Origin of the sequence: Micromonospora sp. DT68, assembly GCF_049847245.1 — a bacterium.
In the GTDB taxonomy this organism is placed as follows: domain Bacteria; phylum Actinomycetota; class Actinomycetes; order Mycobacteriales; family Micromonosporaceae; genus Micromonospora; species Micromonospora profundi.
Genome location: NZ_JBNCNZ010000019.1, coordinates 1 through 24,204 on the forward strand (window position 1 = coordinate 1; position 24,204 = coordinate 24,204).

26 protein-coding genes and 1 tRNA gene are annotated in these 24,204 nt (G+C 71.5%); 22 read left to right on the forward strand and 5 right to left on the reverse strand.

Going from position 1 to position 24,204, the window contains the following annotated elements; all coding sequences use genetic code 11:
* The first annotated feature begins 540 nt into the window (after positions 1-540).
* From fdh to selB, 6 genes are all read left to right on the forward strand, one after another.
* Complete coding sequence (fdh, locus tag ACPXB1_RS26185; protein ID WP_425735914.1) at positions 541-3,813, forward strand: formate dehydrogenase; 3,273 nt, start codon at positions 541-543, stop codon at positions 3,811-3,813.
* Positions 3,803-5,047 carry a 4Fe-4S dicluster domain-containing protein gene (locus tag ACPXB1_RS26190; RefSeq protein WP_355633208.1) on the forward strand — a complete coding sequence of 415 codons (1,245 nt, stop codon included), beginning with the start codon at positions 3,803-3,805 and terminating at the stop codon, positions 5,045-5,047. Before fdh ends, ACPXB1_RS26190 begins: the two co-directional genes overlap by 11 nt.
* Positions 5,044-6,210 carry an NrfD/PsrC family molybdoenzyme membrane anchor subunit gene (gene nrfD, locus ACPXB1_RS26195; RefSeq protein WP_425735915.1) on the forward strand — a complete coding sequence of 389 codons (1,167 nt, stop codon included), beginning with the start codon at positions 5,044-5,046 and terminating at the stop codon, positions 6,208-6,210. The genes ACPXB1_RS26190 and nrfD overlap by 4 nt, the downstream gene beginning before the upstream one ends.
* A 34-nt stretch (positions 6,211-6,244) precedes the next feature.
* Positions 6,245-6,340: transfer RNA gene (locus ACPXB1_RS26200), tRNA-Sec, on the forward strand.
* A gap of 18 nt (positions 6,341-6,358) precedes the next feature.
* Complete coding sequence (gene selA / locus ACPXB1_RS26205) at positions 6,359-7,657, forward strand: L-seryl-tRNA(Sec) selenium transferase (RefSeq protein ID WP_425735916.1); 1,299 nt, start codon at positions 6,359-6,361, stop codon at positions 7,655-7,657.
* A 2-nt stretch (positions 7,658-7,659) separates the two neighbouring features.
* The gene (selB, locus tag ACPXB1_RS26210; protein ID WP_425735917.1) at positions 7,660-9,414 is read left to right on the forward strand and encodes a selenocysteine-specific translation elongation factor; all 1,755 of its coding nucleotides are present in this window, start codon (positions 7,660-7,662) and stop codon (positions 9,412-9,414) included.
* A 55-nt stretch (positions 9,415-9,469) separates the two neighbouring features.
* Here selB and ACPXB1_RS26215 read toward each other — a convergent pair whose 3' ends face one another.
* Entirely contained in the window at positions 9,470-10,504 is a 1,035-nt protein-coding gene (locus ACPXB1_RS26215; protein WP_425735918.1) for an NAD(P)-dependent alcohol dehydrogenase, read from the reverse strand.
* A 98-nt stretch (positions 10,505-10,602) separates the two neighbouring features.
* On the opposite strand from ACPXB1_RS26215, the gene ACPXB1_RS26220 reads away from it, so the two are divergent.
* The 4 genes from ACPXB1_RS26220 to ACPXB1_RS26235 all read left to right on the forward strand — a co-directional run bounded on the left by ACPXB1_RS26220 (position 10,603) and on the right by ACPXB1_RS26235 (position 13,091).
* Complete coding sequence (locus ACPXB1_RS26220; RefSeq protein WP_425735919.1) at positions 10,603-11,211, forward strand: TetR family transcriptional regulator; 609 nt, start codon at positions 10,603-10,605, stop codon at positions 11,209-11,211.
* 72 nt (positions 11,212-11,283) lie between these two features.
* The gene (locus tag ACPXB1_RS26225; protein WP_030492010.1) at positions 11,284-11,481 is read left to right on the forward strand and encodes a hypothetical protein; all 198 of its coding nucleotides are present in this window, start codon (positions 11,284-11,286) and stop codon (positions 11,479-11,481) included.
* 70 nt (positions 11,482-11,551) lie between these two features.
* Positions 11,552-12,856, forward strand: a complete 1,305-nt coding sequence (locus tag ACPXB1_RS26230) for a hemolysin family protein (RefSeq protein ID WP_355596463.1) — start codon at positions 11,552-11,554, stop codon at positions 12,854-12,856.
* A gap of 49 nt (positions 12,857-12,905) precedes the next feature.
* On the forward strand, positions 12,906-13,091 hold the full coding sequence (locus ACPXB1_RS26235) for a hypothetical protein (protein ID WP_355596465.1): 186 nt from the start codon (positions 12,906-12,908) through the stop codon (positions 13,089-13,091).
* 5 nt (positions 13,092-13,096) lie between these two features.
* On the opposite strand, the gene ACPXB1_RS26240 is transcribed toward ACPXB1_RS26235, so the two are convergent.
* The gene (locus ACPXB1_RS26240; RefSeq protein WP_355596467.1) at positions 13,097-13,747 is read right to left on the reverse strand and encodes a hypothetical protein; all 651 of its coding nucleotides are present in this window, start codon (positions 13,745-13,747) and stop codon (positions 13,097-13,099) included.
* A gap of 144 nt (positions 13,748-13,891) precedes the next feature.
* Between ACPXB1_RS26240 and ACPXB1_RS26245 the strand changes: the two genes are divergently transcribed.
* Positions 13,892-14,098 (forward strand): hypothetical protein, encoded by a 207-nt coding sequence (locus tag ACPXB1_RS26245; protein WP_053661400.1) that lies wholly within the window; start codon positions 13,892-13,894, stop codon positions 14,096-14,098.
* Here the strand turns inward: ACPXB1_RS26245 and ACPXB1_RS26250 are convergent.
* The 3 genes from ACPXB1_RS26250 to ACPXB1_RS26260 all read right to left on the reverse strand — a co-directional run bounded on the left by ACPXB1_RS26250 (position 14,095) and on the right by ACPXB1_RS26260 (position 15,733).
* Positions 14,095-14,571: a hypothetical protein gene (locus tag ACPXB1_RS26250; protein ID WP_355596469.1), complete on the reverse strand. Its 477-nt coding sequence runs from the start codon at positions 14,569-14,571 to the stop codon at positions 14,095-14,097. The genes ACPXB1_RS26245 and ACPXB1_RS26250 overlap by 4 nt on opposite strands.
* Positions 14,568-14,780, reverse strand: coding sequence for a hypothetical protein (locus ACPXB1_RS26255; RefSeq protein ID WP_053661037.1), 213 nt, complete (start codon positions 14,778-14,780; stop codon positions 14,568-14,570). The genes ACPXB1_RS26250 and ACPXB1_RS26255 overlap by 4 nt, the downstream gene beginning before the upstream one ends.
* Positions 14,781-14,851: 71 nt before the next feature.
* Positions 14,852-15,733: a universal stress protein gene (locus ACPXB1_RS26260; protein WP_355596471.1), complete on the reverse strand. Its 882-nt coding sequence runs from the start codon at positions 15,731-15,733 to the stop codon at positions 14,852-14,854.
* Positions 15,734-15,846: 113 nt separating this feature from the next.
* Between ACPXB1_RS26260 and ACPXB1_RS26265 the strand changes: the two genes are divergently transcribed.
* From ACPXB1_RS26265 to ACPXB1_RS26315, 11 genes are all read left to right on the forward strand, one after another.
* Positions 15,847-16,593 carry an SAM-dependent methyltransferase gene (locus ACPXB1_RS26265; protein WP_425735920.1) on the forward strand — a complete coding sequence of 249 codons (747 nt, stop codon included), beginning with the start codon at positions 15,847-15,849 and terminating at the stop codon, positions 16,591-16,593.
* Between the two features lie 71 nt (positions 16,594-16,664).
* Complete coding sequence (locus tag ACPXB1_RS26270; RefSeq protein ID WP_355596477.1) at positions 16,665-17,843, forward strand: PP2C family protein-serine/threonine phosphatase; 1,179 nt, start codon at positions 16,665-16,667, stop codon at positions 17,841-17,843.
* A 53-nt stretch (positions 17,844-17,896) separates the two neighbouring features.
* A complete protein-coding gene (locus tag ACPXB1_RS26275; protein WP_355596637.1) occupies positions 17,897-18,364 on the forward strand; it encodes a MarR family winged helix-turn-helix transcriptional regulator in 468 nt (155 codons plus the stop codon).
* Positions 18,365-18,653: 289 nt separating this feature from the next.
* Positions 18,654-19,286, forward strand: coding sequence for a CDP-alcohol phosphatidyltransferase family protein (locus tag ACPXB1_RS26280; protein ID WP_425735921.1), 633 nt, complete (start codon positions 18,654-18,656; stop codon positions 19,284-19,286).
* A gap of 71 nt (positions 19,287-19,357) precedes the next feature.
* Entirely contained in the window at positions 19,358-20,263 is a 906-nt protein-coding gene (locus tag ACPXB1_RS26285; protein ID WP_355596641.1) for a DUF881 domain-containing protein, read from the forward strand.
* On the forward strand, positions 20,260-20,592 hold the full coding sequence (locus ACPXB1_RS26290) for a small basic family protein (protein ID WP_007460356.1): 333 nt from the start codon (positions 20,260-20,262) through the stop codon (positions 20,590-20,592). The genes ACPXB1_RS26285 and ACPXB1_RS26290 overlap by 4 nt, the downstream gene beginning before the upstream one ends.
* Before the next feature lie 10 nt (positions 20,593-20,602).
* On the forward strand, positions 20,603-21,604 hold the full coding sequence (locus ACPXB1_RS26295; protein ID WP_355596479.1) for a DUF881 domain-containing protein: 1,002 nt from the start codon (positions 20,603-20,605) through the stop codon (positions 21,602-21,604).
* A gap of 57 nt (positions 21,605-21,661) precedes the next feature.
* Complete coding sequence (gene gcvH, locus ACPXB1_RS26300) at positions 21,662-22,042, forward strand: glycine cleavage system protein GcvH (RefSeq protein WP_355628319.1); 381 nt, start codon at positions 21,662-21,664, stop codon at positions 22,040-22,042.
* A gap of 217 nt (positions 22,043-22,259) precedes the next feature.
* Positions 22,260-22,712 carry an oxoglutarate dehydrogenase inhibitor Odhl gene (gene odhI / locus ACPXB1_RS26305; protein WP_007071101.1) on the forward strand — a complete coding sequence of 151 codons (453 nt, stop codon included), beginning with the start codon at positions 22,260-22,262 and terminating at the stop codon, positions 22,710-22,712.
* A 50-nt stretch (positions 22,713-22,762) separates the two neighbouring features.
* On the forward strand, positions 22,763-23,464 hold the full coding sequence (locus tag ACPXB1_RS26310) for a MerR family transcriptional regulator (protein WP_355596643.1): 702 nt from the start codon (positions 22,763-22,765) through the stop codon (positions 23,462-23,464).
* Positions 23,465-23,647: 183 nt separating this feature from the next.
* The gene (locus ACPXB1_RS26315; RefSeq protein ID WP_007460347.1) at positions 23,648-24,112 is read left to right on the forward strand and encodes a bifunctional nuclease family protein; all 465 of its coding nucleotides are present in this window, start codon (positions 23,648-23,650) and stop codon (positions 24,110-24,112) included.
* The last annotated feature ends 92 nt before the right edge of the window (positions 24,113-24,204 follow it).

Genomic DNA, 24,204 nt, shown 5'->3' on the forward strand with positions numbered 1-24,204 from the left:
CCTACCCGGACGCCTACGCCCAGTGGGAGCAGCAGGCCGCCGACCTCGTCGCCCAGCACTGGAACAGCTGACCCACCGCACTGACTGATGGCCGGCACCCCGACACGGGGTGCCGGCCATCGGCATATCCGCGTCAGACGCGCGCCACGACGGGGTTGGCGCGTGACGCGTTGTTGGTTGGTGCGGGGTAGGTGCATGGCCTGCGGCACCTGTCCAAGATCTCGTGGCCCCAAGCCTCGCGTCGGGTGCGGTCGGCGGGGTGGGGAACACGGCGGGGCGTTGGCTGGTTGTGTAGCTGTGTCGGTGTGATCCAGTGTCCCCGGGCCTCACCTAATATCGCCGTCGCGGAATACCGTCAGGCTGGAGCCGCGTCGCGCCACTCGCCGAGAGGCGACCTGCACACCGACACCGGTGCCGCCCCCGACCCACCCGGTCGGGGGCGGCGCTGTCTCTGCGCCCGACGACTGGGACCTCGGTTCGCGAAGACCGCTCGCCTGACCTATGTTCGTGGGGTCGCTCGCGTGGGAGGGGGTGTCGGGGATGGGTCTGCGGACCTTCATCGAGGGTTGGCCGGTTTATCGGCAGCTCACCGGCACGGACCCGCTCGGCCGGGGCGTCGCGGCGCAGTCCACGCGTACGGCAGAGTTGACCGCCCGCACCGAGACCGCCGACAGCGTCGCGCGGTCCGTGTGCCCGTACTGCGCTGTGGGTTGTGGTCAGCGGGTGTTCGTCAAAGACGGGCAGGTCAGTCAGATCGAGGGTGATCCGGACAGCCCGATCTCGCGCGGTCGGCTGTGCCCGAAGGGCTCGGCGAGTAAGAGCCTCGTGACGAGCCCGCTGCGGCAGACGAAGGTCCGCTACCGCCGTCCGTACTCGACGCAGTGGGAAGACCTGGAGCTCGACACCGCGCTCGACATGATCGCGGACCGGGTGCTCGCCGCACGCGAGCAGACCTGGGAGGACGTCGACACGCAGGGCCGCCCGCTCAACCGCACGCTGGGTTTCTCCAGCCTGGGTGGGGCGACGTTGGACAACGAGGAGAACTACCTCATCAAGAAGTTGTTCACCGCGGCGGGCGCGTTGCAGATCGAGAACCAGGCCCGTATTTGACACTCCGCCACAGTCCCCGGTCTGGGGGCCAGTTTCGGTCGTGGCGGTGCGACGGATTTCCAGCAGGACATCGCAAACGCTGACGTCATCGTCATCCAGGGCTCCAACATGGCCGAGGCGCACCCTGTGGGTTTCCAGTGGGTGATGGAGGCCAAGCGCCGTGGTGCGAAGGTGTTCCACGTCGACCCGCGGTTCACGCGGACCAGTGCGGTGGCCGACTCGTACCTGCCGATTCGGGCGGGTACGGACATCGCGTTGCTCGGTGGGGTGGTGCGCTACATCCTGGAGAACGAGCTGGACTTCCGGGAGTACGTGCTGTCGTACACCAACGCGGCGACGATCATCAGCGAGCAGTTCAGCGACACCGAGGACGGCGACGGGTTCTTCTCCGGCTTCGACCCGGAGACCGGAAGCTACGTCCAGGACAGCTGGCAGTACGCGGGCCACGAGGACTCCTCGGGCAGCGGGCACACAGCCAAGGAGCGCGACACCGCAGCCGGGTTGGAGCACGAGTCGCACGGTGCCCAGGTGAGCGGTCAGACCCAGCGCGACGAGACGTTGCAGCATCCGCGCTGCGTCTACCAGATCCTGAAGCGACACTTCGCCCGCTACACGCCGGAGATGGTGGAGCGGGTCTGCGGTATCCCGCAGGAGAAGTTCCTCGAACTCGCGCAGGCGTGGACGGCCAACTCGGGCCGCGACCGCACCGGCATGCTGATCTACTCGGTGGGGTGGACGCAGCACAGTGTGGGTGTGCAGTACATCCGTACCGGCGCGATCATCCAGTTGCTGCTTGGCAACATGGGCCGCCCTGGTGGCGGGGTGATGGCGCTGCGCGGCCATGCCAGCATCCAGGGCTCGACGGACATTCCGACGTTGTTCAACCTGTTGCCGGGCTATCTGCCGATGCCGCACCACGCCGATCACCCGACCTTCGACGAGTGGGTCGACAGCATCCGGCACCCGGGGCAGAAGGGCTTCTGGGGCAACGCCGAGTCGTTCGCCGCCAGCCTGCTCAAGGCGTACTGGGGTGATGCGGCTACACCGGACAACGACTACTGCTACGGCTACCTACCCCGCCTGACCGGCGACCACGGCACCTATCAGCAGGTGCTGAACATGATCGACGGGAAGATCAAGGGGTATTTCCTGCTGGGGCAGAACCCTGCTGTCGGTTCGGCGCACGGTCGGGCGCAGCGGCTGGGGATGGCGAATCTGGACTGGTTGGTGGTCCGGGATCTGTTCATGATCGAGAGTGCGACGTTCTGGCAGAACGGTCCGGAGGTGGCCACCGGCGAGATCGTGCCGGAGGAGTGCCGTACGGAGGTGTTCTTCCTGCCCGCTGCCTCGCACGTGGAGAAGGAGGGCACCTTCACGCAGACGCAGCGGTTGTTGCAGTGGCGGGAGAAAGCCGTCGAGCCGCCAGGCGACGCCCGCTCGGAGCTGTGGTTCTTCTACCATCTCGGCCGCAAGCTGCGCGAAAAGCTCGCCGACTCGCAACTGCCGCGCGACCGGGCGCTGCTCGACCTCACCTGGGACTACCCCACGCACGGTCCGCGCGACGAGCCGAGCGCCGAGGCGGTCCTGCGCGAGATCAACGGGTACGACGTCACGACCGGTCGCCCGCTGTCGAGCTTCGCCGAGGCCCGGCCGGACGGCTCCACAGCCATCGGCTGCTGGATCTACACGGGTGTGTACGCCGACGGCGTCAACCAGGCAGCTCGCCGTAAGTCCCGACACGAGCAGGACTGGGTGGCCGCCGAGTGGGGCTGGGCGTGGCCGGCGAACCGGCGGATCCTCTACAACCGCGCCTCCGCCGACCCGGACGGCAACCCGTGGAGCGAGCGCAAGAAGTACGTGTGGTGGGACCCGGACAAGGGCGAATGGACCGGCTACGACGTGCCGGACTTCGAGAAGACCAAGCCGCCGTCGTATCGTCCGCCGCCCGGCGCGTCCGGCACCGAGGGCATCGCCGGCGATGATCCGTTCGTCATGCAGGGCGACGGCAAGGGCTGGTTGTACGCGCCCAGCGGCGTCCTGGACGGGCCGCTGCCGACGCACTACGAGCCTGTCGAGTCGCCGGTGCGTAACCCGCTCTACCGCCAGCAGGCCAACCCGACCCGCAAGTCGTACGCGCACCCGGTGAACTCGGTGAACCCGAGCCCGCCGGAGGAGCACGACCAGGTCTTCCCGTACGTCTTCACTGTCAGCAGGCTCACCGAGCACCACACCGCAGGCGGGATGAGCCGGACGGTGCGGCCGCTCGCCGAGCTGCAGCCGGAGATGTTCGTCGAGGTGTCACCGGAGTTGGCCGCCGAGACCGGGCTGGCGCATCTGGGCTGGGCGCACCTGGTGAGCGGTCGCGCGGTGATCGAGGCGAAGGTGCTGGTGACCGATCGACTCACGCCGCTGCGGGTGGACGGGCGGGTAATCCATCAGGTGTGGCTGCCGTACCACTTCGGTTTCGAGGGTCTGGTCACCGGCGAGTCGGCCAACGACCTGTTCGGCATCACCCTCGACCCCAACGTCCTCATCCAGGAAAGCAAGATCGGCACCTGCGACGTGCGGCCGGGTCGCCGGCCCACCGGGTCGGCGTTGCTCGACCTGGTCGCCGACTACCAGCGCCGGGCCGGTATCAGTCCGGGAGGGCACGCGCCGGCCGTGACAATTGACAACGACGGGGAGGCGCACGGTGCTTCCTGACCCGAACAGTCTGTACGGGCCGCTCGACCCGGCGCCCGACGCCGGCTACGAGGACGCGCCGCCGCGGATGGGGTTCTTCACCGACACGAGCGTGTGCATCGGGTGCAAGGCGTGCGAGGTGGCCTGCAAGGAGTGGAACGGGGTGCCCGGCTCCGGCCTTGACCTGCTGGGCATGTCGTACGACAACACCGGTGCGCTGACCGCGAACTCGTGGCGACACGTCGCGTTCATCGAACAGCCCCGTCCGACGGGGCACGGCGGCGCGCCGTTCACGGGTACCCCGACCGGAGGCACGGCCAGCGCGGCGTCGGCGGCCGTCGCGGCCGGCACCACCGACCCGACCGGCACCCAGCCGGGCCTGCCGACCGGCTCACCGTCGGCCGCCGCCCGCATGTCCGGCGGCGACAGCGGCGGTGCCCGCATGTCCGACGGCGACAACCGTGGTGCCCGCACGTCCGGCGGCGACCACGGCGATGCCATCGGCGGGCCTGTCGACGTGCTGGGCGAGCCCGTCGCTGGCGGCTCAGCTGCCGCCTCGAATGCCGCAGGCCGAAGCGACGTTGCCGCCAGCGCCCTGCCCGCCAGCGGCCGGGCTGCCGGTCCGGAGTTTCTGGGGATGCCGGGTGCGCAGCCGCCGGGTCGGGGCACGGGCGCGGAGGGGCGTACGGATTTTCGGTGGTTGATGATGTCGGACGTCTGTAAGCACTGCACGCATGCGGCCTGCCTGGACGTGTGTCCGACGGGTTCGTTGTTCCGGACGGAGTTCGGGACGGTGGTGGTGCAGGAGGACATCTGTAATGGGTGTGGGTACTGCATTTCGGCGTGTCCGTACGGGGTGATCGATCAGCGTAGGGGTGATGGTCGGGCGTGGAAGTGCACGCTGTGCTACGACCGGTTGGGTGCGGGGATGACGCCGGCGTGTGCGCAGGCGTGCCCGACGGAGTCGATCCAGTACGGGCGGTTGGACGAGTTGCGGGAGCGTGCTGCCGAGCGGGTGGCGACGTTGCACGGTCGGGGTGTGTCCGAGGCGCGGTTGTACGGGCATGACCCGAACGATGGGGTGGGTGGTGATGGTGCGTTCTTTCTGTTGTTGGATGAGCCGGAGGTGTATGGGTTGCCGCCCGATCCGGTGGTGACCACGCGGGATCTGCCGGCGATGTGGAAACGCGCAGGCCTCGCCGCACTTGCCATGACCGCCGCTACCGTCGCCGCCTTCGTCGGGAGATCCTCGTGAGCCCACACCGCCCACCGGTGGGCGAACTGTTCCGCCGCTTCCGCGACCGCCTCGCCGCCGACGGGCCCACGACCGACCGCGCCGACGCATCCGGCCTCCACAGCGCGACCCCGGCCCCACAGCCAGCCGGGACCGCACCACCAGCAAGCCGCCGCAACGGCATGCCGGCCGGTCGGCGTGGCGGTCGGCGCGGTGGTGGCGAGGAACTGCGGGTGCCGGAGGCGGAGTTCACCTCGTACTACGGCAGGCCGATCCTCAAGGCGCCGGTGTGGAAGTGGGACATCGCCGCGTACCTGTTCACCGGCGGGCTGGCCGCCGGCTCGTCGCTGCTCGCCGCCGGTGGGCAGGTCACCGGCCGGCCAACGCTGCGCCGAGCAGGGCGGGTCACCGCCCTGGCCGCCGTGAGCGCCAGCGCCGTGTTCCTGATCCGGGACCTGGGCCGGCCGGCGCGGTTCCACCACATGCTGCGGGTGGCGAAGCCGACCTCGCCCATGTCGGTGGGCACCTGGATCCTCACGGCGTTCGGGCCGGCCGCCGGTGTCGCGGCGATCGCCGAGGGCGCCGGCCTGCTGCCCCGGCGTGGCCTGCTCGGGCTGGCCGGTCGGGCTCTGCCGCCGGTCGGGCACGCCGCTGGGCTGGTCGCCGCCGCCACGGCTCCGGCGCTTGCCACGTACACCGGGGTGTTGCTCGCCGACACGGCGGTGCCGTCGTGGCATGAGGCGTACCCCGAGTTGCCTATCGTCTTCGCGGGCAGCGCGCTGGCCAGCGGCGCCGGCGTGGGTCTGCTCGCCGCGCCGCCCGCCGAGGCCGGGCCGGCCCGGCGGATGGCGGTGGCCGGCGCGGCCCTGGAGCTGTACGGCGCGCACCGGGTGGAGACCCGGCTCGGGCTGCTCAGCGAGCCCTACCGGCTGGGCCGGCCCGGTCGGTTGCTGCGCGCCGGTCGGCTGCTGACCGCCGCCGGGGTCACCGGGGCGGTGCTGGGACGGCGCAGCCGGGCGGTCGGCGCGCTCTCCGGTGCCGCGTTGCTGGCGGCGTCGGTGGTCACCCGGTTCGGCATCTTCTACGGCGGCGTGGCGTCGGCGCGCGACCCGCGCTACACGGTGGTGCCGCAACGCGAGCGGGTGAACGCCCGGCGGACCAGGGCGGATCTGCCGGCTGACTGAGCGCCCACGTCGGCGTTGTGATCGAATGTCCGACGGAGGCGTTCAGGCGGCTGGTGCCCCTCCCGGTCTTCAAAACCGGTGTGGTCCGGGACCCGGGCCAGGCGGGTTCGATTCCCGTCCGTCTCCGCCAAGCGGCAGGAGATGAGCGATGCGCGACGGCGATCCGCGACGTCGGGTGCCCCGCACCGACACGTTGCTGGCCGACCCGCAGCTGGTAGCGGCAGCCGCGTCCCTGGGCCGGGACCGGGTCAAGGCGCTCGTCGTCCGCGCGCAGGAGCGCGCCCGCCGAGGTGAGATCAACCCCGACGAGGTACGGGACGCGGCCGTCGCCGCGTTGCCGGCCCCGGCTCCCCGCGTGGTGCTGAACGCCACGGGCGTCGTGCTGCACACCAATCTGGGCCGGGCGGCGTTGTCGTCCACAGCTGTGGCAGCCGTCGTGGCGGCCGCCGGTCACACCGACGTCGAGCTGGACCTGACCACCGGGCGACGTGCCCGCCGGGGCCGGGACGCGCTCGACGCGCTCGCCGCAGCGGTGCCCGACGCGGACGCCGTGCACGTGGTGAACAACGGCGCTGCCGCGCTGGTGTTGGCCGCCACCGCGTTGGCCGCCGGTCGGGAGATCGTGGTGAGCCGGGGTGAACTGGTCGAGATCGGGGACGGGTTCCGCCTGCCCGACCTGTTGGAGAGCACCGGAGCCCGGCTGCGGGAGGTGGGCACCACCAACCGCACCACGCTCGCGGACTACGCCGCCGTAATCGGCCCGCAGACCGGCTTCGTGCTCAAGGTGCACCCGTCGAACTTCCAGGTCACCGGCTTCACCTCCGCCACGCCGGTACGACAACTGGCCACGCTCGGGGTGCCTGTGGTCGCCGACATCGGCTCCGGCCTGCTCGCTGCGGACCCGCTGCTGCCCGACGAACCGAACGCGGCGGACACCCTGCGCGCCGGCGCCGCGCTTGTCACCGCCAGCGGCGACAAGCTGCTGGGTGGGCCGCAGGCGGGGCTGCTGCTCGGCGACGGCGAGCTGATCGACAGGCTGCGCCGCCACCCCCTGGCCCGTGCGCTGCGCGTCGACAAGCTCACCCTGGCCGCGCTCGGCGCCACAGTGCACCAACCCGACACACCGACCCGGGCGGCGCTGCACGCCGACCCGGGCATCCTGCGCGAGCGGGTGGAGCGGTTACGCGACCGGCTCGGCGCGGACGGCCGCAAGGCCGAGGTGGTGCCGGCCGTCGCCGTGGTCGGCGGTGGCGGTGCTCCCGGCGTGGAGCTGGACTCGTGGGCGCTGAGCCTGCCCGAACGGTATGTCGCGCCGCTGCGTACCGGAGAGCAGCCGATCCTCGGCCGGGTGGTGCGGGGTCGGCTCCTGCTCGACCTGCGCTGTGTACCCGCCGACGCCGACGAGGCCGTCCGGCTGGCCGTGCTGCGGGTACCCGGGGACGACTGAGCATGTTCGTCGTCGCCACCGCCGGGCACGTCGACCACGGCAAGTCGACACTGGTCCGGGCGTTGACCGGGATGGAACCGGACCGGTGGGCGGAGGAACGCCGCCGGGGCATGACAATCGACCTGGGTTTCGCCTGGACGACGCTGCCGTCTGGCGCCACGATCGCCTTCGTCGACGTGCCCGGCCACGAGCGGTTCGTGCCGAACATGCTCGCCGGTGTCGGCCCGGTGCCCGCCGCGCTGATCGTGGTGGCCGCCGACGAGGGATGGATGCCGCAGTCCGCTGAGCACCTGGCAGCGCTCGACGCGCTCGGCGTCCGGTATGGCCTGCTTGCGGTGACCCGCGCGGACCTGGCCGATCCGGGGCCGGCGACGGCCCGCGCCCGCGCCGAGATCGCCGCGACGAGCCTCGGCACGGTGGAGGCGGTGGCGGTCAGTGGCCTCACCGGCGCCGGCCTGCCGGAGCTGCGGACCGCCCTGGACCGGCTCGCCGCCGGCCTGCCCGCGCCGGCCGTGGACGACCCGGTCCGGCTCTGGGTGGACCGCAGCTTCACCGTGCGGGGCAGCGGCACAGTGGTGACCGGCACCCTGGGCGCCGGCCGACTGCGGGTGGGCGACGAGTTGGAGCTGGCCGGCACGCAGGAGACGGTCCGGGTCCGCGGCCTGCACTCGCTGGGCGAGGCCCGACCGGACGTGGCGGCCGTCGCCCGGGTCGCGGTCAACCTTCGGGGTACGTCCCGCGACCGGATCGGCCGAGGCGACGCGCTGCTCACCTCGGGCCGGTTCCACCGCACCGACCTCGTCGACGTGCGGCTCACCGGCGACCCGGCCGCCGACCTGCCGGCAGCCCTCACCCTGCACGTCGGGTCGGCGGCGGTGCCGGTGCGGGTCCGACCGCTCGGCGCGGACACCGTGCGGCTCCGGTTGGCGCGGCCGTTGCCGCTGCTGGTGGGCGACCGGGCGCTGCTGCGCGATCCGGGGCGGCACCACGTGGCCGGCGGCGTACGCGTGCTTGACGTCGCGCCCCCGCCGCTGGCCCGCCGGGGTGCCGCCGCGGCCCGCGCGCAGGTCCTCGCCGACCTTGACGGTCGACCCGACCTGGCCGGGGAACTGCGCCGCCGTCGACTGATCCGTGCCGGCACGCTCATCCGGATGGGTGTGCCGGCACACGTCGCGCCCGTGGCCGGTGACTGGCTGGCCGACCCCGCGCACTGGCGGCGGCTCGGCGAGCAGGTGACCGAGGAGGTCACCCGCTACGCACGGGACCACCCGCTGGAGCCCGGGATGCCTGTGGACGTGCTGCGTCAGCGTCTGGCTCTGCCCGATCGTGTGCTGGTCGAGGCCCTGATCCGGCCACCGCTGCGCGTCCACGCGGGTCGGGTCGGTACGGCGGGTGTGGCCGATCTGCCCGAGCCGGTGGCCCGGGCCGTGCAGCGGGTCCGCGACGAGTACGGCGACCGGCCGTTCCGCGCCCCCGAGGCGGACCACCTCGTCGACCTGGGCCTGGGGCCCCGGGAGATCGGCGCCGCCGTGCGCGCCGGGGCTCTGCTGCGACTGGCCGACAACGTGGTGCTGCTGCCCGACGCGCTCGACGACGCGGTCCGGGTGCTGGCCGGGCTGCCCCAGCCGTTCACCTTGTCGGCGGCCCGGCAGGCGCTTGACACCACCCGCCGGGTGGCGGTGCCGCTGCTGGAGTTGCTTGACCGCCGGGGCGCTACCCGCCGACTGCCCGACGACGCCCGGATCGTCGTCACCTGAGAGCGTCACGGGATCTCGGACCTGCCGCACGTCCTGGCCCGGGTCGAGCGTCCGATCAGTCCAGGTCGGACATGTCGAGCACGAAGCGGTAGCGGACGTCGTTTCGCCGGAGGCGGTCGAGTGCCGTGTCCACCTGCGCCGACGGGAGGACCTCGACGTCGGCGGCGATGCCGTTGTCGGCGCAGAACTGGAGCATCCGGGCGGTCGCGGGACGACCTCCGCTGCCCGCGGAACTGAGCTTCTTGCGCCCGATGAGCAGGTCAGTGGCCTCGACGGTGACCGGGCCCAGGTAGCCGAGGAGGCTGAGGGTGCCGTCCATCGCCACAAGCTTCAGGTACGGGGCGAGGTCGTGAGGTGCGGAGATGGTGTCGATGACGACGTCGAAGGTGTCCCGCGCCGCGGCCATCTGCTGTGTGTCGGTGGAGTCGATGAGGTCGTGGGCGCCGAGCCGGCGGGCGTCGTCGCGCTTGTCCTGGGTGCGGCTGATGACGGTCGTGGTGGCGCCGAGCGCCACTGCCATCTTGACAGCGAGGTGGCCCAGGCCGCCGAGACCGGCCACGGCGATGCGACTGCCGGAGCCCACGCCGAGGGAGTGCAGGGGTTCCCAGACGGTGACGCCCGCGCACATGAGTGGTGCGGCGGCGGCCGGATCGAGGCCGGAGGGGAGGGGGTGGGCGAACGCGTCGCGGACGACGTACTCGCGGGAGAAGCCGCCCAGCGTGGTCGACCCGTCCTGCCGGTCGGCGCCGCCGTAGGTAAGGGTCGGGAAGGAGTGGCAGAAGTTCTCCTGGCCGGCCCTGCACATGCCGCACGTTCCGCAGGAGTCGACGATGTTGCCCACCGCGACGTGGTCGCCGATCGAGAAGGCGGTCACCTCGGGGCCGGTCGCGGTCACCACGCCGGTGAACTCGTGACCGGGCACCAGGAGTGCGTGCGGGTCGTTGTCGCGCAGGGCGTGCAGGTCGCTGTGGCACACGCCGCAGTAGTCGACCCGTACCGCGATGTCATCGGGTCGCAGGTCCCGGCGCTGGATCTCGGTACGCCGCAACGAGGCCGGGCCGGCGGCCCGCCATCCGGTGGTGGTTCGCATGTACGTCAACCCTTCCAACAGACTGTTCGGTCTGTTTCAACGTAGACCCGAACTCGGCCCGGAGCAAACCGACGAGTCTGTTTGCTAAGCTGGGGGCCATGTCGGCACAGCCCCAGACCTCGCGAGGCGCCGCGACCTACCAGCGCATCCTGGACGCCGCCACCGAGGAGTTCGCCCAGCACGGCATCGCCGGGGCGCGCATCGACCGCATCGTCTCGGCCGCGCGCACCAACAAGGCGCAGCTCTACGCCTACTTCGGTGACAAGGAACGGCTCTTCGACGCGATCTTCCTCAGCTCGCTGGAGCGCATCACCAACGTCGTGCCCATCGACGCCGACGATCTCGCCGACTGGGCCGTTCGCCTCTACGACGAGTACCTGCGCCGCCCCGACCTCATCCGGCTGGCGACCTGGACCCGACTGGAGCGCCGGCCCGCCGGGCACCTCGTCGAGACCCACGAGCACTACGACGATCGCAAACTGGCCGCCATCGCCGAGGCCCAGGCCGCGGGTCGGATTCGCGCAGGCGACCCGTTCGACATCCTGGCCATGGTGATCGCCATGTCCATGGCCTGGTCGCCGGTCAGCAACGTCTACGCGGCAACTGACAAGGAGCCCGACGACGTGCACGACAAGCGCCGCGCCCTGCTGCACGACTGCGTCCGGAGAGCCACCGCTTCGGCCGAGCAGGATCAACCGCGCCGCTGACCGCTGCCGCTCGCCTGCGCTCCGGTACTCCAACCGGCCCCGCCGTCGGCGACGGTCACCTACGGTGACGGCATGGACCCTTCGGCGGTCTGGCGGGACCGGCAGCACAAGTGGCGGATCGAGGCGTACCGCGCGCCGGACCTGCGGTTCGCCATCTACGCCACGAACGGCCCCACCGAGTCGGTTCCGCTGTGGCTGTTCGGCATGTCGGCGCTGGCCCGGTGGCTGATGACGCACTCCATCTCGCTTGACGACCTGGAGGTCGACTGAGCGCCCGGAACCGGACCAGGGCCGGGTGCGCTGCGGTTGAGTGACCTGAGGTGGCGGACGGGGGTGCGCGATGGGCAGCCAGCTCGGGCAGTTGGTGCTGGTGGCCGTGCTGATCCTTGTCAACGCGGCGCTCTCCGGCAGCGAGATGGCGTTGGTGACGCTGCGCGAGGGGCAGCTGCGGCGGCTGGGGCGGCGAACCCGTACCGGCGAGCGGTTGGTGCGGCTGTCGCGCGATCCGAACCGCTACCTGGCCACCATCCAGTTGGGCATCACCCTGGCCGGGTTCCTGGCCTCGGCGGCGGCCGCGGTGTCGCTTGCCCAACCGCTTGTGGCTCCGCTCGGCTTCCTCGGCGCGGCGGCCCGCCCCACCGCGATCGTCCTGGTGACTGTGGCGCTGACCTTCGTCACGCTGGTGTTCGGTGAGCTGGCGCCGAAACGGTTGGCGATGCAGCGGGCGGAGCGGTGGGCGCTGCTCAGCGCCCGGCCACTGGATCTGCTCGCCCGGGTGTCCCGACCGGCGGTCTGGCTGCTCAGCTGGGCCACCGACGTGGTGGTCCGGCTGGCCGGCGGCGACCCCCGGGCCAGCCGTGAGGAGATGACCGAGGACGAGCTGCGCGAGATGCTCGTCAGCCGGCGCGGGCTCTCGGCGCAGCAGCGGGAGATCCTGACCGGTGCCTTCGACATCGCCGGCCGGACGCTCCGCGAGATCCTGGTGCCCCGGCGGGAGGTGACCACGCTGCCGGCCGACCTCCCCGCCGCCGAGGGTGTCCGTCGGTTGGCTGCCGCCGGACGGTCCCGCGCGCCGGTGACCGGTCCCGGCGGGCTGGACGACGTGATCGGCGTGGTGCACATCCGCGACCTGGTGCAGTCGGGCGTGGGCACCGTTCAGGAGCGGGGGAGGCCGCCACTGCTGCTGCCGGTGACACTGCCGGTCGCCGACGCGCTGCGCCAGTTGCGTCAGGAACACCAGCAACTGGCGCTCGTCGTCGACGAGCACGGCGGCATCGACGGCATGATCACCCTGGAGGACCTGCTGGCCGAGGTCGTCGGCGAGTTGTACGACGAGACCGACCGGGACGTACAGGACGTGACGCCCGAGCCGGACGGGTCGCTGCTGGTGCCCGGTGATTTCCCGCTGCACGACCTGCCCGACCTGGGGGTGCGGCTGAGCTTCCCGCTGTCGCGGGAGTACACGACGGTGGCCGGTCTGGTGTTGGCGCGGCTGGGTCACCTGCCGGGTGCGCCGGGCGAGACGGTGCGACTGCCCGGGTTGACCATCGAGGTGGTGGAGGTCGCCGACCGCGCGGTACGGCGGGTGCGGCTACGCGGCTTCGTCGTCGACAGGCACGCCGGAGGCCACCCGGACGGTGGATGATCCGCCCAAAACATCCCGAAGCGGCGTCCTGCTGCCTACGGTGCGGTATGTGAAGGACCAAGGTTTTCGCAAGGTGGTCACAGTGCTCGCCGGCCTCGCGGTGATCTACTTCGGCAGCGCGGGCCGCAGCCCCGAGGAGGGCCGAGGCATCTCCGGCGGGCTGATCGTCCTGGCGCTGCTCGCCGCGCTGCTGGTGTGGCACCTGACCCGCCCGGGTGACAAGACAGTCAAGTGAGCGCCTCAGCCGGCGGCGACGCGGGTGACCTCGCCGGCGGACTCCTCCCCGAGCGCCACCCGGACCAGCGCCGAGGCGAGGCGACCGAAGTCCGGCCCGTCGACGAGCCCGGCCAGCCGGTCCGGTGAGCCCGGCAGACCGAGCCGCTTCGCGCCGGCCAGGGCGCGCCGGTCGGCGTACGGGCGCAGGTCCGACCAGACCGTCTGGGCCTCGCGCAGGTAGATGTCCGCGCCGGTGGGTCCGATGCCGGGAAACTCGGTGAGCCGTCGGCGTAGCCCGACCGGGTCGCCCTGGGCCTCCCGGTGCAGCCGCCGCAGGTCGCCGTGCCAGCGGTCCAGGCACAGTCGCGCGCCGGTGCCGAGCATTGTGGCGGTCCGCTCGTCGTATCGGCGGTAGTGACCCCGGCCGAGCGCGTCGACCCGCTGCTGCCAGGTGGCCGCCTCCATCGCCTGCGGCGTGCGGTAGCCGGCCGCGAACAACTCCCGTGCGGCGTCGACCGCCACACACGCCCGGATCCGGGTGCTCAGCAGGGTGGCAAGCACCAGCAACTGGTACAGCGGCCCCGGTCGGTCGGCGAGCCGGATCCCGGCCTCCTCCGCGTACGTGTCGCCCCGCCGGTCCAGCAGGACCCGCACCACCGCTCGATCGTCGCCCACACCGGGTGGGTACCCGCCCCGCGGCCGGCTAGCCCTCACGCCGGCAGTGAGCCGGTACGCGGGGCCGGAATGCCGTCGGGCGGGGCGGGTATGCCGGCGGTGGAGGCGGTCGATGCCGCCTGCCGTACCTGGAGGGAGACACTCGTGGTCAACCCGCAGCAGGAGGAGTTCCGGCGCAACGCCAAGGGAGCTACCAGTCAGGACAGCAAGGGGCCCACGCCGACCGGGCACCCGCGCAACCGTGGCTCGTCGCGCGGAGACGCCGGTCGGCCGGTGCCCAAGGGCCAGGTGTCGCCGTACGGCCCGGCGGGTGAGCCGGTCGCCGAGGACGACAGCGACACCCGGGCCTAACTGTCGCGACGTGACGGCCGCCGCAGCCTGTTCCAGGTTGCGGCGGCCGTCAGCCCGTACGCCAGGTGCGGAATGATGTCCGAGACCCAGTCCGAGCGCCCCCACGTACGCGGGTTGCTGATGCCCAGGGCGGTGATGGACCCGTCGGTCATGGCCATGACACCGGCGCCGAGCACGCCGGTGGCCAGCGGCAGTGACTGCCGACGACCACCGGCGTAGAGCGCGAACGCCATGCCCGCGGTGATGCCCAGCCCGTAGCCGATCAACGGCCCGAGCCCGGAGCGGCGGGTCTCCGCCCGGGGCGCCGGCCCCAGGTCCACGTGTGCGATGTCGGCCAGCCGGCCGACGGTCTGCTCCGCAGTGGTGCTCGCCGGCCGTGCCCGCAGGGCGATGTCCAGATAGCCGACCACGTTCAGCGCGGTGCTGCCGACGGCGCCCGCGATGGCGCCGTCGGCCAGGTCGACCGTCCTCACTTCGGGTCGCCCGGTTCGCGCTCGCCCTTGGGGCCGTAGGTGCGCTCGCCGCGAACGACGCCCCGCTGGCCGCGATCCTCCTGGAGGATCTTGTTGGCGACCTGGTTTGCCTTCCCGTCGGGCACCCGCCGTCCGGAGTCGTCGATGGCGTTGCGCAGTCGCGCCCGCTGCTTGTCGTACGCGTTGCTTCCCGGCCGTGGTCCTGGCATCTGCTGCCTCCTTCGTCGCCGTTGGCGTACCGCGGCCGTCTACCCGTCCTGCGGCAGGTCAACCCCGGTGGTCAGCGGGGCGCGCGGATGACGGCGACGGGGCAGTGGGCGTGGTGCAGCACCGCCTGGCTCACCGACCCCAGCAGCAACCCGGTCACCTCACCTCTGCCGTGGCCGCCGACGACGACGAGTTGGGCGGTACGCGACGCCTCGGTGAGCACTGTGCGGGCCCGCCCGCGGGTGGCCTGACCGGTGAGCCGCAGCCCCGGGTGGCTCTCGACCAGCCCGGCCAGCCACCCGGCGAGCACCTGTTCCTGCTCGGCGCGCAGCCGGTCGGCGTCGTACACCAGGGGTTGCATGTCGCCGGGGCCGATGCTGCCCGGATGGCGGTAGGCGTGCACGGCGTGCAGCGGCACGTCGCGCGTCAGGGCGGTCTCGGCGGCGAATTCGGCGGCGAGTCGGGACGCCGCCGAGCCGTCCATTCCCACCACCACCGGCTCGTCGGGGCGTTGCTCGCCGCGGGCCACGAGCACCGGACAGTCGGCGTACGCGGCGACCTGCACCGCCACCGAACCGATGATCAGCGCGGTGAAGCCGCCCATTCCCCGGTCGCCGAGCACGATGAGCGCCGCGGTGGGGGATTCGCCGATCAGCACCGCCGCGGCCTCGCCGTCGATGATCTCGCCGGAGATCGACAGGCCGGGAACGGTGGCCTCGGCCTCGGCCACCGCGGCGGCGACAAGCTCCTCGGCCTGGTGGCGCAGACCGCCGCCGGGCGGCGCGTCCGGAGCGGGAGAGACCGGCACGTTCAGCAGCGGCCAGATGAAGCCGTGGACGACCCGTAGCGGCCGGTGTCGGCGGGCGGCCTCGGCGGCGGCGAGGCGCACCGCCCGTAGGGCCGGCTCCGAGCCGTCCACGCCGACCACGACCGCCGCGCTGTCCGCCGAGTTCACTGTCCACCTCCTGCCCGGCCAGTATCGCGGGCGTGGCGGCGCGGCGGAGCGATACCGCCGAGCGGGCCCGGGTCGGTACGCTGGTCGCCGACCGCCGGAGGGGAGCGTCGTCGATGGGTGAACCGGCCGAGCCGAGCACCGCCCGCATGATCGACTTTTGGCTGGGCGGCGAGCACCATTTTCCGGTCGACGTGGCCGCCGCGCACGCCTTCGAACAGGCGTACGGGCCGTGTGCGCCGGTCTTCCGCGAGCTGCGGGCCTTCCTGGGCCGGGCGGTGCGGGCGATGAGCGAGCAGGGCGTGGACGGTTTCCTGGTCTTCGGCGCGGGGCTGCCCACGATGGGCAACGTGCACGAGGTCGCCACCGAGGCCACTGTGCTCTACACCGACGTGGATCCGGTCACCATCCGGCTGGGGCAGAGCATCCTCGCCGGCAGCGACCGGGCCGGCTACGGCTTCGGTGACGCCACCGACATCGGCACCATCGATCCGTCGCAGCTGCACCGTTTCGTTCCGGGCTGGGGGCGGCGGCCGGTGGGGGTGGTGTTCCTCGGGCTCGCGGCGTTCCTCGACGACGACACGTTGACCCGGACCCTCGACGAGTTGTATACGGCTGCGGCGCCGGGCAGCCTGCTGGCGGTGGATTTCGACACCGAGGAGTTGGCGGGGTATCCGCAGGCGCTGGCGATGATGGGGCCGGCGTTCCGGATGCGTCCTGCGGCGGCGTTTGCGCCGCTGCTGGGCCGGTGGAGGCCGACGCCGGACGGGATCGTACCGGTCGACCGGTGGCGGCCGGACGGCCCGCCGGTGGAGGTGCCTGACGCGTTCCACGGGGTGCTGGCCACGCGCGACGCCGACTGACCCGCGCCGACCGGTTGTCCGACGGCGTCCGTATGATGCTTGCCCTGTAGCAAGTTTCTGGAGGAGCGAGCATGGTGGACGCGCCGGACGTGGTGTCGCGCGCGCTGCGGGAGGCCCCACCGGACCAGTTGGCGGAAGCCGCGGACCGGGCGATCCGCTCGGCGCTTGGCGCGGTACGCACCGACGTGTTCGTCGCAGATTACCGGATCAGCGGGCTGTGGCCGGTGCTGGACCCGGATCTGCCAGCGGCAGGCTTTCTGGCCTGTCACACCGTGGCGCAGCGCTGTTTCAGCAGTCAGCAACCGGTGCGCGACGGCGCCGAGGACGGCGGGTGCCGGCTCTACCTGCCGCTGACGGTGTGGGGCGAGCGGCTCGGTGTGCTGCTCATCGAGTTGCCGGCGGTGCCCGGCCCGGCTCTCACGGGTCGCGCCACCGACATCGCCGGCGACCTGGCGGTGGCGTTGCGGGCCGCGGACCGCGAGACCGACCGTTACCGCCGGGTTCGTCGACGTGAGCGGTTGAGCATGGCCGCCGAGATGCAGTGGGACCTGCTGCCGGGTCGCAGCGTGACGCACCGCGCGTTTGACCTGGCGGGTCAGCTGGAGCCGGCGTACACGGTCGGTGGTGACCACTTCGACTGGTCGTTGGACGGTGACCGGCTCACGTTGACGGTGCTCAACGGTGAGGGCAACGGCCTGGCGGCGTCGCTGCTGACCTCGGTGACCGTCAACGCGATGCGCAACGCGCGCCGCTCCGACGGTGGTCTCGTGGAGCAGGCGGAGCTGGCCTCGGACACGGTCTTCTACCAGCACCGGGGGCGTCGGCACGTGGCGACGTTGCTGCTGGAGTTGGACATTCCGTCGGGGCTGATGCGGGCTGTCGACGCCGGGTCGCCGCACATGCTGCGGATGCGCGGCAAGACGGTCGAGCCGATCAGCCTGGAGCAGCAGTTACCGCTGGGCATGTTCGCCGAGACCCGGTACGAGGTGCAGGAGTTCCAGCTCACGCCGGGGGAGCGGGTCTTCGTGGTCAGTGACGGGGTGTGGGCCGCGGAGCCGGCCGGCCGGGAGCCGTACGGTCAGCGGGTGATGGCGCGCTCTCTGCGTGCCACGCGGTTGCAGCCTGCGACCGAGGCGGTTGGTACGGTGATGCGCGAACTGCACGCCTATCACGCGGATTCCGATTTGCGCGACGACGCGGTCGTGGTCTGCCTGGATTGGCACGGTCCGCGCGAGCGGAACGGCGGATGAGGATCAGCGCCGCGCTGGGCGGGCACCAGCGCGACGACGGCAGGGGACATCAGGTGGAGCGACCTGCAGATCTCGCCTCGGCTATCGACGCGGCCGCCGAGACGCTGATCGCCGTACTTGAGTCGGCGTCGTCGCGGCATCCGGTGCCGCCGACCCAGTTGCGGGTGCTGGCGCTGATCAGCAGCCGGCCGGAGACCAACGTCAACGGGTTGGCCGAGTTGTTGGACGTGGTGCCGTCGTCGGCCAGCCGGCTCTGTGACCGGTTGGAGGCGACGGGTCTGCTGCGCCGGGTGGCCGATCCGCGGGACCGGCGGGAGGTGCGGCTGGTGCCGACGGCGGCGGCGCAGACCCTGCTGTCGGAGTTGGCGCAGCGGCGCCAGCGCGCTGTGCAGGTGGTATTGGATCGGATGCCGCCCCGGATGCAGCACGACCTGTTGCAGGCGTTGCACGCCTTCTCCCGGGCGGCCAACCAGACGGTGCCGGAGCAGCAGCCCGACACTGCGGCCGTGCAGACGGCCTGAGCGCTCGACCCTTCGACTAGCATCCTAGGACGCTGTACGCGTGGTGATCCACGACACAACGCGCGAACACCGCGCCAACCGCCGGACGGCGGCACCCAGCGCTCGGGCACGAGCCCGATATAGTGGCAGCGCACTCACCCGGCCCGTGATCATCGAGATCGCGGGCCGCATCAGGGAACGGGTCCCGCCCCGGGGCCGCAGGGGAGCCGGCGTTGCCGGCCCGACAGCGCGTACGACCTTTGCCGCGCCGACGACGGCCGGTGCCGGAGCGTGCCGTGGAGGAGGTTCGGTGTCGAGTCGGCCGGCTCGGGCAGAGCATCCGCGGGACATCGACGACCAGGCCCCGAGCAACCAGGTGCTCACCCTGCCCAACCTGATCAGCTTCGGACGGCTGCTGGGCGTACCGATCTTCCTCTACCTGTTCCTGGTGGAGCGCGCGGACGTGGCGGCCGTGGTCGTGCTGGCCATCGGCGGCACCACCGACTGGGTGGACGGCTGGATTGCCCGCCGGATGCGCCAGGTGAGCCGGCTGGGGGAGTTGCTCGACCCGCTGGCCGACCGGCTCTACATCCTCGCCACCCTTGTCGCCTTCACCGCGCGTGAGGTGGTGCCGTGGCAGTTCACCGCCGCGCTGCTGGCGCGGGAGTTGCTGCTGCTCGGCTCGCTGGCGGTGCTGCGCCGCTACGGGTACGGCCCGCCCCCGGTGCACTACGTCGGTAAGACCGCCACGTTCCTGCTGCTGGCGGCGTTCCCGGTGCTGCTGTTGGCGACAGCGGCGAGCGGGGTGGCCACGGCTGCCGCCGCCATCGGCTGGGGCCTGGCCTGGTGGGGTCTGGTGCTCTACTGGGTGGCCGGCGCGATGTACGTGGTGCAGGCGGCACGGCTGGTGCGCGCGGCACGCGGTCCGGGAGCGGCGGCGTGAGCGCCACCCCGCCGCCGCCGCAGCAGCAGCCGGAGCGGCCTCAACGGCCGGAGCGGCCGCGCCAGGATCGGGTGTACGCGCCGGACTTCCTCACCGAACTGTTCCGCAACCCGCTGGATCCGGGGTACGCCGACGCGGCGGCGGCACGCCGGCGCAAGGGTGTGCCGACGCCGGAGCGGGGGTGGCGGGCCTGGTCCGGGCGCTCGGTGAGCCTGGCCGTGGTGGTGGTGCTGGGTTTCCTGTTCGCGGTCGCCTACCGGCAGACGATGGCCGACGAGCCGGGGCGCGCGCAGGCCCGCTCCGGGCTGGTGGCGCAGATCAAGGACCGGGAGAGCCAGACCGACAGGTTGTCGCAGCGCGCGGACCAGCTGCGCGAGGAGGTCAGCCGGCAGCGGGACGCGGCATTGAGCGGCTCGACGGCGGCGCGGCTGCGGGACCTGGAGGCGAGCACCGGGCTGGGCCGGGTGCGCGGCGACGGTGTGGTGGTGCGGTTGGCGGACGCGCCAGGCAACCCGGACGCGGTGACCGGTGCGGGGGCAGGGCCGCCGCGGGTGCTCTACAGCGATCTCCAGGGGGTGGCGAACGCGTTGTGGAGTGCTGGTGCGGAGGCGGTCGCCATCAACGGGCAGCGGTTGACCTCGACGTCGACGATCCGTTCGGCGGGTGAGGCGATCCTTGTGGATTTCCGGCCGGTGACCGGGCCGTACGAGGTGTCGGCGATCGGACCGGGGTCGATGCGTCGCCAGTTCGAGGCGAGCCGTAATGCGGCGTTGATGCGGGAGGTCGCGCAGCAGACGGGCCTGTCGTTCGATGTGCGGGGTGCTGACGACCTCACCCTGCCGGCGGCACCGGAGCCGCAGCTACGCTACGCCAAGCCGTCGGTCAGTCCGAGCCCTTCTGTGTCGGGTGGCCGGTCCGGCAGTCCCGGGTCGTCGGGTCCCTCGGCGACCGCTAGCCCTTCCGGAGGTGGCCGATGATCGCGGTGCTGGCGTTGCTCGCCGGTGTGGTGCTCGGGGTGTGGCTTGATCCCACGGTGCCGGCGGCGTTGCAGCCGTACCTGCCGATCGCGGTGGTTGCCGCGTTGGATGCGGTGTTCGGTGGGGTGCGGGCGAAGTTGGACCGCATTTTCGACGACAAGCAGTTCGTGGTGTCGTTCATCTCGAATGTGCTGGTGGCGGGTCTGATCGTGTACCTGGGTGACCAGTTGGGGGTGGGCGGGCAGTTGTCCACCGGTGTGGTCGTCGTGCTGGGTGTGCGGATCTTCGGGAATGTGGCGGCGATCCGCCGGCACCTGTTCCGGGCGTAGGTTTGATGCGATGAGCGACGAGCAGACGGAGACGGGGACGGGTTGGCCGCAGCCGGCGGGTCCGGCGCGGCCGGGTGGCCCGGCGGGTGAGCCGGATCCGCGGCCGGATGCGCCGGATCCGGACGAGCTGAGCCCGTTGGCGCCGCACGGCCCGGTGGAGGCGGAGCCTCCGGCCGGGGAGCCTGGTGTGGCGCCTGTCGATGACGGTGCGACGGTGGACCTGAGCGCGGTGTCGCGGTCGGAGGAGCCGGTCGGGCGGACGGACGGGCTGGAGGAGCTGCCGGTGCGGCGTGCCGGGCCGGTGGTGGCTGGTCGGTCGCGGTTGAGTACGGCCGGGGTGATGATCGCGGCGTTGTTGGCGTTGCTTGGTTTCACCCTCGTGGTGCAGTTGAAGACGACGTCGACGGATCCGACGTTGGGGGCGACGCGTCAGGAGGACCTGGTGCGGATCCTGTCGGATCTGGATGCGCGGGAGAACCGGCTTCAGCAGGACATTCGGGCGCTGGAGGACAGTCAGCGGCAGTTGGCCTCGGGCGAGCAGGGCCGTCAGGCGGCGTTGGACGAGGCGACGCGGCGGGCGGACGAGCTTGGTGTGCTGGCGGGGACGTTGCCGGCGGTGGGGCCGGGTCTGACGGTGCAGTTCATCAGTGGGGCCAAGCCGATCTCGGCGACGCGGGTGTTGGACGCGGTGCAGGAGCTGCGGGGCGCCGGTGCGGAGGCGATGCAGATCACCGGTGGTGACCGGACGGCGGTGCGGGTCATCGCGTCGACGTACTTCCTGGACGGGGAGAACGGGTCGCTGGTGGTGGAGGGGCGGCGGTTGGCGCCGCCGTTCACGATCACGGTGATCGGTGATCCGGCGACGATGCGTACGGCGTTGAACATTCCTGGCGGGGTGGTCGCGTCGGTCCGGGGTGACGGCGGTAACGTGACCTTTGGGGAGCGTGAGGTTGCCGAGGTTTCGGCGCTGCACGCGCCGATCAGGTTGGAACACGCCCGTCCGGTCTCCTGACCGGCGCGGCCGCGCCGGGCCGGTGGTCCGGGGCACCGATGGATGAGGACGCGTCTGGTGATTCCCGAGGATCTGCGATACACCGCCGAGCATGAGTGGGTGGCGGGTGAGGGCACGGGTTCGGCCCGCGTCGGCATCACGCACTTCGCGCAGGACGCGCTTGGCGACATCGTGTACGTGCAGTTGCCTGAGGTCGGTGCGGTGGTCGCTGCCGGTGATTCGTTGGGTGAGATCGAGTCGACAAAGAGTGTGTCGGAGATCTACTCGCCGGTGGCGGGTACGGTGGCGGCGCGCAACGAGGCGCTTGGTGACACGCCCGAGTTGATCAACTCGGATCCGTATGGTGCGGGTTGGTTGGTGGAGATCACGCCGAATGACCCGACGGCGTTGGATGGGTTGCTGACTGCGGGCGCGTACCAGAAGATCACCGAAGGCTGAGTGTGCTTGATCCGGCGGGCGTGTTGTCTGCGCGCGTCCGGTTGCCCTGCATTTCGGCGCTGGCTAGGCTCGCCCAGTCGACCGAGAAGAAACCATTAGTTGAGCGTTGCGGAATTGCCTTCCCGGGCACGGGGAGCCAGCCGCCGGGTGTTCGAGTGCCCGGCGGCCAGACCCGCCATTACCCGACGCCGACCGAACAGATCCGTGAGGTGGTCCCATGACGCGGCCAGACGACGAGTTCCCCCCGCTCGACGTCACTTCGACGCTCAATCTCGGCTCGCTCGACGAAGTGCTGGAGGGCCCGGACACCGATGTGGTGCCGAGCCGGATGTCCGGTTCGTTGCCGCCCGGCATGGCGCTGCTGGTGGTTCGTCGGGGTCCGAATGCGGGTGCCCGGTTCTTGTTGGACCACGATGTGACGACCAGTGGCCGGCACCCGGACAGTGACATCTTCCTTGACGATGTGACGGTGTCGCGGCGGCATGCTGAGTTCCACCGGGACGGTGGCACGTTCACGGTGCGGGATGTGGGCAGCCTCAACGGCACGTATGTGAATCGTGAGCGGGTCGAGGCGGCCACGTTGAGCAATGGTGACGAGGTTCAGATCGGTAAGTTCCGGGTGGTGTTCATCGCCGGTCCGCGCCCGGAGGAGGAGGCCGGCCGGGGGTGAACGAGCCTGCGGCCTCCACGCCACCCGGGGCGGCCCGGTCCCAACCGCTGATGAGCATCGGTGAGGTGCTGGGGCAGTTGCGGGTGGATTTCCCGGACACCACGATTTCGAAGCTGCGGTTCCTCGAGGCCGAAGGGCTCGTCGAGCCGCAGCGGACGGCGGCTGGTTACCGGAAGTACAGCTGGGACGATGTGGCGCGGTTGCGGTTTGTGCTGTCCGCGCAGCGGGACCGGTATCTGCCGTTGCGGGTGATCCGTGAGCAGTTGGCGGAGTGGGATTCGTCCGGTGAGCAGCCGGGGCGGTCGCGGCCTTCGTTGGTTGCGGTCGGTCCTGATGGTGCGGTGCCGGGTCGGGAGTCGGTGGAGCCGGCCGAGTCGTCGCAGGTGCGGCTCGGCCGGGCTGATCTGGTGGCCCGTAGTGGGATCGACGAGTCGACGTTGGTGGAGTTGGAGCGCCTCGGTGTGCTCGTGTCTGATCCGCCTGGCTGGTACGACGGGGATGCGTTGATCATCGCGTCGGCGGTGGCGGGGTTGGCGGCGTACGGGTTGGAGCCGCGGCATCTGCGGGGTTACCGGAGTGCGGCTGATCGTGAGGTCGGTTTGTTCGCTCAGTTGGTGGCGCCGTTGGCGCGGCAGAGTGATCCGGCGGCGCGGGCGCGGGCTGCGGAGACGGCGCGGGAGTTGGTGGCGTTGTCGGAGCAGTTGCATGCGGCGTTGGTGCGGGTGGGTCTGCGGTCGACGTTGGGTCGGTGATGGTGGCGGCTGGGCGGCGGCGGAGCGGAAAGATCTCTTTCGGGAAGAGTGCCGTAGGCTTGCTGGGGTAACCCCTTTCTGGCGCGGGCGTGGTGCTGTAGCGCATGGGACGGCCGTGTTTCGGTCCGTGTACCGTGCAGGGAAGGGCGCGGTGCGTAGGTTGACGACGACACGGAGGCGGCGGTGCGCGAGCTGAGCGTGGTCGGAGTTCGGGTGGAGCTGCCCAGCAACCAGCCGATCGTCCTGCTCAGGGAGGTCGAGGGCGACCGCTATCTGCCGATCTGGATCGGTGCGGTCGAGGCCACGGCCATCGCTTATGAGCAGCAGGGTGTGAAGCCTGCCCGTCCGTTGACGCATGATCTTCTGCGGGACGTGTTGGCGGCTTTGCAGGCGCCGTTGCAGGCGGTGGAGATCACTGAGCTCAAGGAGAACGTGTTCTACGCGGATCTGTTGATCGGCGATGGGGTGCGGGTGTCGGCGCGGCCGAGCGATTCGATCGCGTTGGCGTTGCGGGTTGGTGCGCCGATTCGTTGTGCTGAGCAGGTCCTCAGCGAAGCGGGGATCGTTATCCCTGACGAGCAGGAGGACGAGGTGGAGAAGTTCCGCGAGTTCCTGGAGCAGGTGCGTCCGGAGGATTTCGCGGGCTGACTGGGCTCGGTTCCCGGGTGGGTGTCACTGTTGGTGATGCCCCGGGGCGGGTTGGTGATCTTTCTCGGGTGGCTGCGCGGCGTGTCGCGCCT